This is a genomic window from Blautia sp. HA8986, assembly GCF_056504635.1.
In genome coordinates, this window is sequence record NZ_JBWLUQ010000001.1 from 2399277 (window position 1) to 2411915 (window position 12639).

14 protein-coding genes and 1 pseudogene are annotated in these 12639 nt (G+C 44.6%); 1 reads left to right on the plus strand and 14 read right to left on the minus strand.

Annotated elements, in window-relative coordinates; genetic code table 11:
- Nucleotides 1-99: 99 nt before the first annotated feature.
- The gene (locus AC04Q4_RS11110) at nucleotides 100-303 is read right to left on the minus strand and encodes a hypothetical protein (protein WP_004614949.1); all 204 of its coding nucleotides are present in this window, start codon (nucleotides 301-303) and stop codon (nucleotides 100-102) included.
- Between the two features lie 145 nt (nucleotides 304-448).
- Nucleotides 449-673, minus strand: coding sequence for a helix-turn-helix domain-containing protein (locus AC04Q4_RS11115; RefSeq protein WP_005362423.1), 225 nt, complete (start codon nucleotides 671-673; stop codon nucleotides 449-451).
- Between the two features lie 302 nt (nucleotides 674-975).
- Between AC04Q4_RS11115 and AC04Q4_RS11120 the strand changes: the two genes are divergently transcribed.
- A complete protein-coding gene (locus AC04Q4_RS11120; protein WP_476388979.1) occupies nucleotides 976-2016 on the plus strand; it encodes a hypothetical protein in 1041 nt (346 codons plus the stop codon).
- Between the two features lie 224 nt (nucleotides 2017-2240).
- Here AC04Q4_RS11120 and AC04Q4_RS11125 read toward each other — a convergent pair whose 3' ends face one another.
- The 12 genes and pseudogenes from AC04Q4_RS11125 to AC04Q4_RS11180 form a co-directional block, all read right to left on the minus strand.
- Nucleotides 2241-4619, minus strand: coding sequence for an ABC transporter permease (locus tag AC04Q4_RS11125; protein WP_055201186.1), 2379 nt, complete (start codon nucleotides 4617-4619; stop codon nucleotides 2241-2243).
- Between the two features lie 14 nt (nucleotides 4620-4633).
- Complete coding sequence (locus AC04Q4_RS11130) at nucleotides 4634-5299, minus strand: ATP-binding cassette domain-containing protein (RefSeq protein ID WP_476388980.1); 666 nt, start codon at nucleotides 5297-5299, stop codon at nucleotides 4634-4636.
- Between the two features lie 177 nt (nucleotides 5300-5476).
- Nucleotides 5477-6508 (minus strand): ATP-binding protein, encoded by a 1032-nt coding sequence (locus AC04Q4_RS11135; protein WP_476388981.1) that lies wholly within the window; start codon nucleotides 6506-6508, stop codon nucleotides 5477-5479.
- A complete protein-coding gene (locus tag AC04Q4_RS11140; RefSeq protein WP_476388982.1) occupies nucleotides 6505-7197 on the minus strand; it encodes a response regulator in 693 nt (230 codons plus the stop codon). The genes AC04Q4_RS11135 and AC04Q4_RS11140 overlap by 4 nt, the downstream gene beginning before the upstream one ends.
- Before the next feature lie 220 nt (nucleotides 7198-7417).
- Nucleotides 7418-7537: pseudogene (locus tag AC04Q4_RS11145) on the minus strand (helix-turn-helix domain-containing protein); the annotation flags it as partial.
- 220 nt (nucleotides 7538-7757) lie between these two features.
- On the minus strand, nucleotides 7758-8345 hold the full coding sequence (locus AC04Q4_RS11150) for a DUF2812 domain-containing protein (RefSeq protein ID WP_055056226.1): 588 nt from the start codon (nucleotides 8343-8345) through the stop codon (nucleotides 7758-7760).
- Nucleotides 8342-8665, minus strand: coding sequence for a PadR family transcriptional regulator (locus AC04Q4_RS11155; RefSeq protein WP_055056227.1), 324 nt, complete (start codon nucleotides 8663-8665; stop codon nucleotides 8342-8344). Before AC04Q4_RS11155 ends, AC04Q4_RS11150 begins: the two co-directional genes overlap by 4 nt.
- Before the next feature lie 132 nt (nucleotides 8666-8797).
- Entirely contained in the window at nucleotides 8798-9172 is a 375-nt protein-coding gene (locus AC04Q4_RS11160; RefSeq protein ID WP_055258600.1) for a TnpV protein, read from the minus strand.
- A 4-nt stretch (nucleotides 9173-9176) separates the two neighbouring features.
- Nucleotides 9177-10595 (minus strand): plasmid recombination protein, encoded by a 1419-nt coding sequence (locus AC04Q4_RS11165; protein WP_117639954.1) that lies wholly within the window; start codon nucleotides 10593-10595, stop codon nucleotides 9177-9179.
- Nucleotides 10596-10830: 235 nt separating this feature from the next.
- Nucleotides 10831-11058 (minus strand): DUF5348 domain-containing protein, encoded by a 228-nt coding sequence (locus AC04Q4_RS11170; protein WP_055258605.1) that lies wholly within the window; start codon nucleotides 11056-11058, stop codon nucleotides 10831-10833.
- 174 nt (nucleotides 11059-11232) lie between these two features.
- Nucleotides 11233-11472, minus strand: coding sequence for a hypothetical protein (locus AC04Q4_RS11175; protein ID WP_055258607.1), 240 nt, complete (start codon nucleotides 11470-11472; stop codon nucleotides 11233-11235).
- 67 nt (nucleotides 11473-11539) lie between these two features.
- Nucleotides 11540-12616 (minus strand): AAA family ATPase, encoded by a 1077-nt coding sequence (locus AC04Q4_RS11180; protein WP_055258609.1) that lies wholly within the window; start codon nucleotides 12614-12616, stop codon nucleotides 11540-11542.
- Nucleotides 12617-12639 lie beyond the last annotated feature (23 nt).

The following is a 12639-nucleotide window of genomic DNA, read 5'->3' on the forward strand; positions in this document are numbered from 1 at the left end:
CAGACCTCGGATTGCTGATTTTATCAGCGGCAGAGGTAAGCTCCGCAGGACGCACGATACATGGTCTTTAGACTATGTATAGAAGTGCGCCCTTAGTTCCTAAGGGATTTTGCCGTTTCCGGCAGTCTTGTCCTTTTTCTTGGAACGCTTGGAAAGATACTTCGGGCAGTCAACCACAACCGCCCGGAAGCTCTGTTTACATTCGTGCTGGCATTTCCGGCACAGTTCGTTGTAAGTGATACGGCTGCGGTCATTTAAGAAGAAAGACCATTCCAGCCGTCGCTTGTTGCTCATTCTTGCCATAACCGGCTCCTTTCTCCGTTTCTATCTGATGTACGCAGATAGGCTGTTTTGGTGTAGCGTCTCGGTATCATTTTTAAGGTTTTTCCCTCTGTATGCCCCTTTGGAAAGTGCGGCAGTATTGCAGTCAGGGAATGATACCTCACGCTTATTTGTCACTTCCCGGTACGGTTTCGGAGCCTTTTGCCATCCATTCAAAGAAAGCAATCTTGCTGACCTTGATAAGCCTGCCCCTGCGGAACGCCGGAAAGCCGGGGGTGTGTACCAGCTCATAGGCGCTCGCTCTTGAAATTCCCATAATCCGCTGGATGTCCGCCACATCCAGAACCAGCGGTAAATCCTCGTAGCTGTTCAATCTCTTTTTATCGTTCATTCTGTTCCTCCCATAAATCAAATAGGTTAAAATGCTTCCTGTTGCCGTTCTCCCCAAAATCCGTTTTCCTGCCCCATTCCTGCGGTGTTTCCCTGCATTGGTGCGCCGGATGCGTCACTTCTCCTGCCGGTCATATCCTTTTTGGACGGTCATTCACTTGTCAAAGTACTGTTTGGTACGAAATTACCAACTGCAATCATCATAGCGGACTATCCTTGACAAAACAATGCTTCTGCGATACCATGAGTGTAATGGATATAACTAAATTATATAATTACCATAAACAAAGGCAGGGGATAGGGATGGAGAATCAATTTATACGGCATGAGCCATGTTTTGAAAGGATTTTGTTTGTCCTGACGCTGGACAGGAAGAAAATGAAAGAACGGATTTTGATTGGGGAAGAACAGCAGATCCGCTTCCGTTTGAACGGGAGCCAAAACGCAGAGGTGCTTTGTGATATGACACGCCCACTGGGAACTTTTTTGATAAACTTTGAGCGTGACACGGACAGAGACTGGAACTTATACGGGCTTTCTCCGCTGCGGCAAGCCCTCCACTCCAACCGATGGGAACAGCCGGAGCTGGAGCAGGCGGCAAGCGAATTTCTTTGGGAGAAATATCTTAGCAACGACCCTCTGAAAATGTATGTGGCGTTCCGTATCTGGAACAGCTATCTGCTTGCCAGAGAACCCCGTGACCGTAACGCTGCCTGTGACCGCTTCATGGATAAAATGAGCAGCCTGACCGGTGTATTCCATAACGAAACCATGAGCTTTGACAGGGAGACAGGAAAACCGAAACATTTTCAAGCTGGCAGCCTTTATTTCAAAGGCGCACCGTCAGAAGATACCCGGCTTGACCTCTGGTTCCCGGACAACCGGCGCACAGAAGAATGTGTGTCTGCCTATGCGTCCCTCTACCCGTTGATTACCTATTATCTGAACAGGCTGAATGACTGGGGGCTTTGCTTCCGGCGGTGCAAGGTCTGTGGAAAATATTTTCTGGCAAAGAGCCAGCGGTATGAGCTGTGCAGCGACAAGTGCCGAAAAGCACAGGCGCTTCAAAACAAGCGGGAATTTGACGAGAGGTCAAGAGAAAATAACTATGACCTGCTTTATAAAAATGAATGCCAGAACTGGCGCAACAAAATAAACCGGGTAAAAAATACCGCAGGCTTTCCGGCTGACCGTCTGGAAAAAATACAGGCTTCCTTTTCCGACTTTAAGAAAGAAGCCTTACAGAGAAAAAAGGCTGTAAAAACAGGAACGGCCAGCCCGAAAGAATTTACGGACTGGCTGTATCAGCAGAGTAATGTAATTGTTGAGCTGACCGAGATATGAAAAACTTTCTATCGTCAATTTCGCATTATTGCAATAACAGATTGCTTCTTCCATGAATGGTAATATTATCATCAAACTTTTGGAAGAACTATAAATGTCCGAGGTGCCTTTGATTTCGACAAAAAAACAGGCTGAATTGTTACAAAGCTCGGACATTTCAAAAATTTTTTGAGAAATGGCGAAAAAAGCGGGGCAGCACACGCCGCCCCGCCGATCCCATACGGTTATTCCATCGCCCGCATTTGTTCGATCAGGGATTGCTTTTTCTGTCTGCGGATTGTCCATACAGACAAGATCAGTTCCATTCCGAACAATACCAGAATGAACAGTCCCATTTCCAAAACCGGGAATTTGTAAGGCACTACATTTCCGGCAAAAGCTCCTATACTCATTTTTCTGCAAGCAAAGATGGAAGCCGGAAGCCCAACGATCAGCGTCGCCAATGTTGCAAAGAGCGCATAGCACAGCCCCTCACAGATGTTCATTTCACATAGCTGTTTTTGTGTTAGGCCGATAGAACGCAGAATACTGTTTTCCTGCTTTCGGGCTATCTGGTTAGAGAGTGTCGTATTGATAAGGTTGATAACGCCAAAGAGAAATACCAACCATGAAAGTATCTCCATACTGCCAAACGCAAAAGAATTTGTCATTTCTTCATATTCAATCACTGTATTGATTTCATCTAAGGCAATATTACTATGGCTGGCAACAATATTTTTCAATTCAGCTCCCACATAGTCCGTTTTTTTCGGATCGTTTACAATGCTCCATGAATAGTCGAAAGAAGCGATTTCCGGGTGCAGTTCATGGAACAATGCTTCTGGTGCGAAAAAGAGTACTCCATCGAGGGCCAGTTTTCCATGCCCGGAAGGCGTCTTGTTGGAATCAAACAATCCTGATACAGTGACGGAAACAGGCGGTTGCCCCTCTCCAAAATAAAAGTCAACTGTTGAACCAACACCCATATCCTCATTCTGCTTTAGCACATTATAGTCAATTACAATACTACGGGAATCTTTTGGCATCGTTCCTGCTGTCAGAGCCGCTTCAACTGTTGCATAATTCTGGTCGGTCAGCATATCACACATACCACCGCTTTGGTAAATGTCCGTCTTAAGGGTTGCATAGAGAGATTGTCTGCTTGGAATTATATCTGTAACACCATCAATAGATAAGATTTCCTGTTTTAATTCTTCATTCAACGGATTTCCCGCTGCCATAACCTTTTCTTCTGTCATTTCAGAATCCAAATAAATTTTATAGTCGCCGTCCGGGAAAAACCGTCTTGCAAGCGCCTCTGGAGAACGCAGCAAAACAATGGAGGATACCACAAGCAGAATAATTCCGCCCAAACTCAATGAGGCTACAATAGCAACGGTCTTTTTTCGGTCACGCTTAAAATTCGCAATTCCCATTGAAACAGGATTGAGCTTGATATTCTTTTTTCGGCTTCGGATGTCCTTTTGTGCCGGGGTAAAACGGACGGCTTCAATCGGGGAAATCCCTGCCGCAATTTTTATCGGCTTACGGATGGAAACAGATACCATGATCCAACTGCTTATGAGTGTCAAAATAATCGTTGCCACATAGGAAACAGCATTAAATCCCTTGGGAAACAAAAGAAAACCGCCGCATACACCCAGCACTGTACCAATCAAAATCCCGATACTGCCGAGTTTACGCCCCTCCCGCTTTACAATCCGCTTGATTTGCTTTGGCGTTGCACCAATCGTCCGAAGCTGCCCGTAGCTCTTGATTTTGTCATTGATGGAGATACGGAAGATACTCTGGATCACAATATAGCCGCCGATCAGAACAATGGCAATCACGCCAGCCATCAGTGCAAAATCAAAGGATTTAGAAGCATAGGCAAAATACTTGCTGTTCATTTTGGGCATAGGAAGCTGATATTCCTCCGCAATCTCCCTGCAATAAGAGGTCATCAGTTCTTCGCCCAACTGGTCGCTGTTTTTGAAATGGACATAGGCGCGATAGCCAGTCGGGTCAAACCCTTTCCATCCTGTCAGGGCAGCGTTGGAAAGAATGATAGCGCAGGTATTCGCTTCTTTTTCATTTACGCTGTCCATAATGCCGGTAACGACATAATCACCATGAAAACTCTCTGTATCTAAGGTCACAGTGTCCCCGATCTTGGCATTGTTTCCATAGGTGGAAAGAAAGTATTCGCTTACAACAACTTCATTTGCTTTTTCAGGAACCCGGCCCTCTAACAACTCCATCTGCGCCTTGGTAATCTCCATCATTTGCGCGTCGCAATACACATAAGACGCATGATAGCCCTGTTCTGAAAGCTCCTCACCCAGCATATAGTAGCCGCCTACGCGCTCAAACTCCGGCAGTCCTTTCAGGGTTTCAATGTCGTTTTCCTCTACGCCCAGCCAGACCGCCTCATAAGTATCGACAACCTGATTGCGCTGCATTTGTGTCAGGGAGGTAGACACAATTCCCGTAAAGCAGATCAGAAATGCCGCCAGCGCAACGGCAATCACCACCATCAGATTCCGGCGCTTCTCGCTTTGCAAACTTTTCTTTGCCAGCTTCTTTGTAATGGCGCTGGTATCATTCTCAAAAGGCCATGTCATAGCCTGCCACCTCCTTACTCCACAATCTTGCCGTCCTCAATGCGGACAATCCGATCTGCAAGACGGGCTATGTCGTCATTGTGGGTAATCATCACAACAGTTTGCCAGAACTCTGCACTGGTGCGCTTGATAAGCCCCAGCACCTCGGCGCTGGTCTTGCTGTCAAGGTTGCCGGTCGGCTCGTCGGCCAGCACAATAGCCGGTTTGGTAATCAGGGCGCGTGCGATAGCCACACGCTGCTGCTGGCCGCCGGAAAGATTGTTCGGCATATTTTTCAGTTTATCTTCCAGCCCCAGCAGGTGAACGATCTCGTCCAAAAACTTCTGATCCACCGTGTCCCCGTCCAGCTCCACCGGCAGGACGATGTTCTCATACACATTCAGGATAGGAACAAGGTTATAGTTCTGGAAGATAAAGCCGATGTTGCGGCGGCGGAAGATGGTAAGTTGTTCGTCGTTCATTTTTGAAAGCTCTTTGTCCCGGACAATGACATTGCCGGAAGTAGGGGTGTCCAGCCCGCCCATCATGTGAAGCAGGGTGGATTTGCCGCTGCCGGAGGTTCCCACAACGGCCACAAATTCGCCGTCATTTACGGAGAAGTTCACTCCATCAAGGGCGCGGGTGATGTTCGGCTCTGTGCCGTAATACTTTTTCAGATCAATCGTCTGTAAAATGCTCATACTCAAAACTCCTTTCAAGGCTTTCTACCTGTTGATAAGGTCATTGTAAAACCCAAATGTCCGCGAAATGTTACAGCGGCCAAAAAATTTCATTGAAAATCGGGGTGAAATGTTACAACGCTCGGACATTTCAAAAAAATTTACGGCGGGCAGCCGGAAATGGCCGTCCGCCGCGTTCTATTTAGTCGGCAGCATAATGGAAAATTCCGAACCCTTGCCCGGCTCCGAAACCACTTTGATATAGCCGCCCTGCCGCGTTACGATCTCGCGGGCCAGATACAGGCCAATGCCCACGCCCTGCTGTTCGTGTACTTCTTCCTCACGATAGAAGCGCCGGAAGATGGCGGCCTGATTGCTTTCGGAAATGCCCTTGCCGGTGTCGGTTACTTTGATCTCCACATACATTTCCCACAGCACCACCGACACCGTGATTTTCCCGCCTGCCAGGGTGTACTTCACCGCATTGTCCAGCAGGTTAAAGAGGGCTTCGGATGTCCACTTGCTGTCATGGGAAACGGTCAAATCCTCCGGGCAATCCACAGACACGGCGATTTCCTTTTTCTCCGATGCATACACGATCCCACTCATGGCCTGCGCCACGGTATCAAAAAGGCGGCCCGGTTTCTTGTCCAACTGGATCACGCCCGTTTCCAGCCGGGAGGTTTTCACAAGGGCCTGAAAGAGAAAGTCCAGCTTATCCGTCTGGCTGCGGATTCCCCGGATAAAGTCGGTGCGCTCCGCCTCGGTCATAGGCTTTTCCAGCAGCGTGTCCGTCGCCATTTTCAGATTGCTTACCGGCGTTTTCACCTGATGGGAAATATCCGATACAAGGGTCTGTAACTCCTGCCGTTCCTCGTCCACCCGGCGGCGGTTCTCCTGCATGATCTGGTAAAGCCTTGCCAGCCGGTGTCCAATTCTGGCAAGCTGGGTTTCGCTGTCCTCTGGCCGCTGGGGTGCTTCATTTCCGGCGATCATGTGGTCTAAGGTCTGGCACAGGTCAGCGGTAAACTGCGACAACCGCTTTCCAAACGCCTGCGTCAGTACAAAAATCCCCACAAGGGCGCACAGCAGCAGCGTCCCGCCTGTCAGCAGCACCGCAATCTGTTTTGTCACAAGAAACAGGGCTATGGTGATCCCGGACATGGAGAGGACAAGCTCCATTGCCACCCGGCCAAACAGCCGCTTTACCGAGAGGTTTTGAAACTTCATTTTACCTCGCCTCCCGTCCATTGATACCCCATGCCGTAAACGGTCTTGATGTAGGGTGCGCCGCCGTCGGCTTCAATCTTGCTGCGAATACGGCTGATGGAGGTTGTCAGGGTGTGTTCGTCCACAAACCGCTCGTCTATATCCCACAGCTTTTCCAAAAGCTGCCCACGGGTCAGCACTTGCCGGGGATTTTTACGAAACAGGTTCAGCATTTTGTACTCCATCGGGGATAGAGTCAGGGGCTTGCCGTTTAAGGAAGCCGTCTGCTCCGAGAAGTCCAGAAACAACCGCCCGTCGTCGTAAATGTCCTTGGCCGGTTTGTGGTGTTCCAGCATGGCGAACATGGCTTTGATTTTTCGCTGCAAGGCCCCGATCACAAAGGGCTTTGTGATGTAGTCCACCGCGCCCACCTCATAGCCCCGTATCTGGTCGCTCTCCTGATCGTTGGCGGTCAGGAATATTACGATGGTGTCCGGGTGCTGGGGCTTTATCAGCTTGCACAGTTCAAAACCGTTCCCGTCCGGCAGGTTGATGTCCAGCAGCACTAAATCAAATTCCCGCTGGCGGATGGCTTCGGCTGCGGTTCTGGCATTTAGGGCAGAAGTCACGCCGTAGCCGTCTGCGGTCAGGTTATAGGCCAACATCTTATTCAAAAAACTGTCGTCCTCGACAATTAAAATCTGCTTCATATCCTCACTTCCTTTGCTTTTTGCAGATAGTATAACAGGCAAATGTCCGTGAAATGTTACAAGGACAAATATATTTATCATTTTACAGCTTTTTTCTGTGTACTGCAATTTTATAAAAGAAAGGACAGCAGTATCATCAAATTGCTGTCCTTGCGGTTTATTATAGCTGGTAGTGTATAAGCGTGGGTTCATCATATTTGGTGTGGTATCTTTAACTATGGGAAACTCCCTTTTCCCATTTATTTACCGCAGGAGTAGAAACACCCAGATAATTTGCCACCTGTTCTTGTGTTAATCCCTCAGTTTTTCGATAGTTTTTTATCTGCTCACCAATACGCATTGTTCGCACCTCCTGTCCTTATTTCCATTATAGCGTTCCCAATACATGTTTACAATTGAGCCTTTGTTTACTTATTACTTTCTTTTTTTAACTTTCAATTAATTTTCTCTAATATTTATATCATCAGCAACAAACTGCCCACAAATTTAAGAACGGGCTACTAACCCTCAAACGACAGTGCATTACATTGCATCAGCTAAACCAACCTTGTTATCCTGAATCACCACTCCTTCATCTTCGCTTCATGCCTATTTTTCATAATTTGCAACTGGTATATAATGACAGGGATTAGAAAAATCACAGCAACTATGCCTAAAATAACAGACCGATTTACGGTAGCAAATGCCACGAGCATAAGCATTAATAAAAGCCAGGGATTTCGCAAATTACTGTAATAATTTGCCCTATCTTCATAGGACGTATGAAGTTCAAAAGGTTTTCCATCATTTTCTTTTTCTACAATCAGCAATTCCCTGTTAAATGTTGTAGTGTTTGTTGCAATACGACCGCCAATTTCAGCCCACGGACGCCAGCGAACTTTACCAACAGAATAATTAAGATTGATATTTTTATAGAATACGGAATATCCCATTTCTTCCAAGAAATCATGGTAATCTTCAGCATTAGCTTTTGATTTTTGTCCTATAAACTCCACGCAATATTGAACTTGACCTGGCTTACATTTTTCAAATTCATAGAGTAATTTTCCCGTTCGAATAAGGCGATAACCTTTTTCAGCCATCTTATTCAGCCAGTTTTTCTGTACCGTCAATAGCCCGCCAAAAAAACGATAACACTTTTTGCTCATAATGTACCTCCTACAATTCCGCTTGCAATACCTACAAGTTCACGAAGTCTGATAAGTTCTTTTTCAGCTATCTCCTTTCCTTTTACAGTGATAAGATACTCTTTTTTTCTACCTTCACTATCTCCGAAAAGCTCAATCCATCCCTTTTCCTGCATTGAATTTAATGCACCATATAAAGTGCCTGCTCCCAATGAAAGCCGCCCACCTGTTTTTTCTTCAATGAACTGCATGACAGCATATCCGTGTTTAGGTGAATAGAGTGAAAGCAAAATATAGAATGTCACTTCTGTGAGTGCACCACTTTTCACATTATCCCTCATAGCATCCCCTCTTTATTACGGTTACTGTAATAACTATATCAGTAACCGTAATAAAAATCAAGAGATGTGAAATAAATCTTAATAAGCCGGATAGTATTATACTTTTCCTGTTCAGTCCTTTACAACCAATACTTATATATAAAGTATTTCTCTCAACACCATTTCTTCTGCACTGGCTTTTATATTATTCATCAGCCTAACCCACTTCGTCTGGTTCTGTACCTTTAATTCTTCAGTTACACCCTGTTTTTCTGCCATCTGTTCCATAAGCATTTCCACCTGTTCTCTGCTCTCCTGATCAATCTGATTCAGGTGTTCCGTCAGCTTTCCAGTCAACAACAAATATTGATATTTTGCTAATCTGTGTTCCTTCAGAAACTGTTTTCGCAGCATTCCATATTTCCCATATATCGGTTTTTCTTCATTCAATACCAAATTCGGCAAATAATAATCTCCATGCAAAGTATAGCTTAATCCGTTCTTTTCATCATAAATGTGTGTTTCCATAATCTTATCTCTCCATTTCTCTGTTTTTTGATTTAGTTTTCTTACGCTGCTGATTCTCCATCTCGCTTTTTTTCATTCCCCATGCCAATCTTTCATGAATATTTCCCTTCGGCATTTGCTCCATCCGTCGCTTTTCTTCCAGGACTTTCTCGTTTTGAATATCCTGCTGTACTGCTGTATCTACAGTTTCTATTCCAAGAACACGCACAACACGATCATACCTATCAGAAACACCTTGTAATATATCTTTTTCTTCTGACAATTTCTGATTGTCTTTACGTATATCATCCAGTTCTCTCTGAATAGCATTATATTTCTGTTTCACCTTTTGATATTTTTTCTTCCACCCTTCCACCTCTTTCGTGAGTTCTTTAACCTGAGCCGCCATTACAGCAACCTTATTCTTTATTTGAAGAAACAGTGGTTTAATTTTTTTGTCTCGATAGGTTACTGCCCGTTCTAGCGTGCCCGCCTCCGGCAGTAACATTTTAACTGTTCCATATTCTTTGATTTCTTTGCTCACACTATCCATAATCGGTTGTAGCTGTTCTCTGCGATCTTCCAGGCTTTTTAGTTCTTTTTCTGCGCTCCCTGCCTTTTGTTCTGCTTCTTGCTTCGCCTTGATTGCCTGTTCCTTATCGTCTTTTAAATTCTGGATATCTGCTCTGGATTCTGCAATTTGTGCTGTTAATTCTTCTTTTTCAGCAGTTAGATGCTCTTTTTCCTGCTCCAATTCCTGTACTTCCTTTTTCCGTTCTTTTTTCTTGAAGTTATAGACATCCAGATGTTCCTCATGAGTACCTTTCTGTTCCCATTCAATTCCATACTGCCTTGCAATCTCTGCCAGTACTTCTTTTTCATGATTTATCCACTGATTCAGCTCCGTATCATGCTTATTTCCACCTTGAAATCCAAGACCTTTTAATGCCTGTTTCAGCGAAACTCTGGTATCCATTCCTTTTCCTTTCCAGCCCGTCACATAAGGAATAAAGTCAATATGAAGATGTGGAGTAGCCTCATCCTGATGCAAATAGCAACTAAATACCCGAAGTGTCAGATTCCGTTTCTGGAAATCTTTTACATACTCATCCAGTACGTTTACAGCCAGATTTCCTGCTTCTGTTCCAACAGCCATATCTTCTCGGTTTCCAATCTGGAAAATCACTTCATGGAACAACTTTTCCTGTTTTCCCTGCCGGATTTTTTCATAGTAATTTGTAATCTTCCGGTCTTTTCTTTTCCCGGTATTGTATCTCTCCACAGCATCATCAAATAACTCTTTGTAAACTTCTTTCAGATTTTCATTCTGGTAACAAATATTTAATTGTACTCTGTCTGGGTCTACATTCTCTGCGAAAAACTCTCTCCTGTTATGAGCCAGAGAACCTTTCCCAATCATACCGCTAATTGTTCGTTTTATCATAATGTTTCTCACCTCTTTTCTAATCAAGTGCTAGATATGGCACATAATTTTTATTCACGCCAGTAATAGCGATATTAAGAAACTTTCGCCGGATACGGCGGTTTTGTTACTTTTGTCAAAAGTAACGCAAAAGCACTTTCGACAGCCGTACCGTCCATCAAAAGTACCCTTGCGCCCTGCCGGGGGCTATTCCTCCCGTTGGTCGGTTCACTCCTGCGTTACTTGTATGGCTGAATTATCCCGGTATCCTTGCCCGGATATATTCCAGATCACCACAATACGGTGTTCCTACAAGATACCATTCTCTTGCAGGATTCATTTCCATTCTAGTCTGAACCCATTCATCATCAAGCAACACTTCCAGGCATTCTCCACAGTGAAATCCTGTATCAATCCATAGATCTGATGATAATAATCCATATCTTTTGTTATAACTGTTATATCCTAATCTTCCTTCTCGCATTATGCCATTCTCCTTTCATTTAGCGTTTCCGCAGGGACGCCCTGAATCAGGGCTCCCTTTTGAAAATTCTCTTCTCCACCAACAAACTCCCGGCTACATCTTACCAGCTTTCTACTTGTCTGCTATCTACAGGTGCGTGACACGCTCCTGTAATAAAGTAGTCAGAAAGAACCTTTACCATCGAAAGTTCTCCGGTATTCCCCGTCTGTCCAGATATTCCTGCCGGAACTTTTCCCTTTCTTCTTCCGTTGGTGCTGTTTTGGATTTGCTATACACTTCACGATTCACCATTGCATCCAGTTTTTTCTCCAATCCCAACCGGATTATTTCTTCGCCATCGTAGTTATCCATCAAAAAATATTGCAGGAGTTGAAAAAATAACTCGTATGGAATCTGTACATTTTTATTTTGCATCTGTTCTCCTTTCAAGGTGGCAAGATTCCCTCTTCTTAAGAAATGGTAATCTTGCCATCTTCCATTTTTATTCTGGCAGCATCCAATACCATTGCTTTCCACGTTTTACAGAATCAATTTCAAGTTCCCGTTTGGCATTCCATAACGTTTTACTTTTTATTCCTCTGGTTTCGGCTTCTTCTGCAATTTTCTTTTGAGTCATTCCTCCATTTGCCAGTATTTCAAGGAGAAATTCTTTTGCTTTCCGACTTTTCTGCCCTCTGCCGTCTCCATTAAGAAGTTCATCGGCACTGATATCATATTCTCCAATCCATTCAAAGCCATTATTCTTATCCAGTCTGAATGCAATGGACGTTCCTTCCGGTGCAAGAGAACTCTTCGTATGACATACCACTCTTACTTCTGGTTCATCTTTCACTCGCCCGACAATCAGGACACTTCTTGCAGCAGCCTGAAAATCAATGGAGCCAAGTCCTCGATAAGAAGATTTGCCGTTACTGTTTTTGTTCATATGACCGATTAAAATGACTGCACAATGATATTTTTCTGCCAGCACTGCGACACGCTTCATCAATGGCCTGATCTCATTTGCCCTGTGCATGTCTACCTCTGCTCCCAGGAATCCCTGAATCGGATCAAGAACAACCATTTTGGCTTTTGTCTGCACGATTGCTTCTTCTAATCTGGCATCTGCCATTGTCAGTGGCTGGTCACTGTCATCAATCACCAGCACCCTCGAACAATCTGCACCTGCAGCAAGTAATCTGGGTTTGATAGTATCTCCTAGACCATCTTCCGCTGTCTGATAAATCACATTTACAGGTGACATAGAAGACTGTTCCTGAATATTATCTTTGGCATCTAGATCTTCATTCTCACTACCGACTTCATCACTTCGTTTTTCTTTTGTTGTATCAGTAACAGGAAGAATCGGCTCTCCTCTGGTCAGTTTTGCAATAATCTGAAGTACCATTGTTGTCTTTCCTTCTCCTGGATCTCCCTGTATAATGGTCACTTTTCCATAAGGAATAAACGGATAAAGCAGCCATTCTACCTGTTCCACCTCTACTGAATCCATATTGATCAGTTTCAGTTTTGGTTCTATTCTGCAATTCTTAATTTTGTTTTTTTCATTCATATTCATTCCATCATCTCCTCCTGCCCTTC

Excerpts from the sequence above, each read along its gene's own strand:
- AC04Q4_RS11110 (WP_004614949.1), bottom strand. The coding sequence starts at position 303 with ATGGCAAGAATGAGCAACAAGCGACGGCTGGAATGGTCTTTCTTCTTA.
- AC04Q4_RS11115 (WP_005362423.1), bottom strand. The coding sequence starts at position 673 with ATGAACGATAAAAAGAGATTGAACAGCTACGAGGATTTACCGCTGGTT.
- AC04Q4_RS11120 (WP_476388979.1), top strand. The coding sequence starts at position 976 with ATGGAGAATCAATTTATACGGCATGAGCCATGTTTTGAAAGGATTTTG.
- AC04Q4_RS11125 (WP_055201186.1), bottom strand. The coding sequence starts at position 4,619 with ATGACATGGCCTTTTGAGAATGATACCAGCGCCATTACAAAGAAGCTG.
- AC04Q4_RS11130 (WP_476388980.1), bottom strand. The coding sequence starts at position 5,299 with ATGAGCATTTTACAGACGATTGATCTGAAAAAGTATTACGGCACAGAG.
- AC04Q4_RS11135 (WP_476388981.1), bottom strand. The coding sequence starts at position 6,508 with ATGAAGTTTCAAAACCTCTCGGTAAAGCGGCTGTTTGGCCGGGTGGCA.
- AC04Q4_RS11140 (WP_476388982.1), bottom strand. The coding sequence starts at position 7,197 with ATGAAGCAGATTTTAATTGTCGAGGACGACAGTTTTTTGAATAAGATG.
- AC04Q4_RS11150 (WP_055056226.1), bottom strand. The coding sequence starts at position 8,345 with ATGAGCAAAAAGTGTTATCGTTTTTTTGGCGGGCTATTGACGGTACAG.
- AC04Q4_RS11155 (WP_055056227.1), bottom strand. The coding sequence starts at position 8,665 with ATGAGGGATAATGTGAAAAGTGGTGCACTCACAGAAGTGACATTCTAT.
- AC04Q4_RS11160 (WP_055258600.1), bottom strand. The coding sequence starts at position 9,172 with ATGGAAACACACATTTATGATGAAAAGAACGGATTAAGCTATACTTTG.
- AC04Q4_RS11165 (WP_117639954.1), bottom strand. The coding sequence starts at position 10,595 with ATGATAAAACGAACAATTAGCGGTATGATTGGGAAAGGTTCTCTGGCT.
- AC04Q4_RS11170 (WP_055258605.1), bottom strand. The coding sequence starts at position 11,058 with ATGCGAGAAGGAAGATTAGGATATAACAGTTATAACAAAAGATATGGA.
- AC04Q4_RS11175 (WP_055258607.1), bottom strand. The coding sequence starts at position 11,472 with ATGCAAAATAAAAATGTACAGATTCCATACGAGTTATTTTTTCAACTC.
- AC04Q4_RS11180 (WP_055258609.1), bottom strand. The coding sequence starts at position 12,616 with ATGAATATGAATGAAAAAAACAAAATTAAGAATTGCAGAATAGAACCA.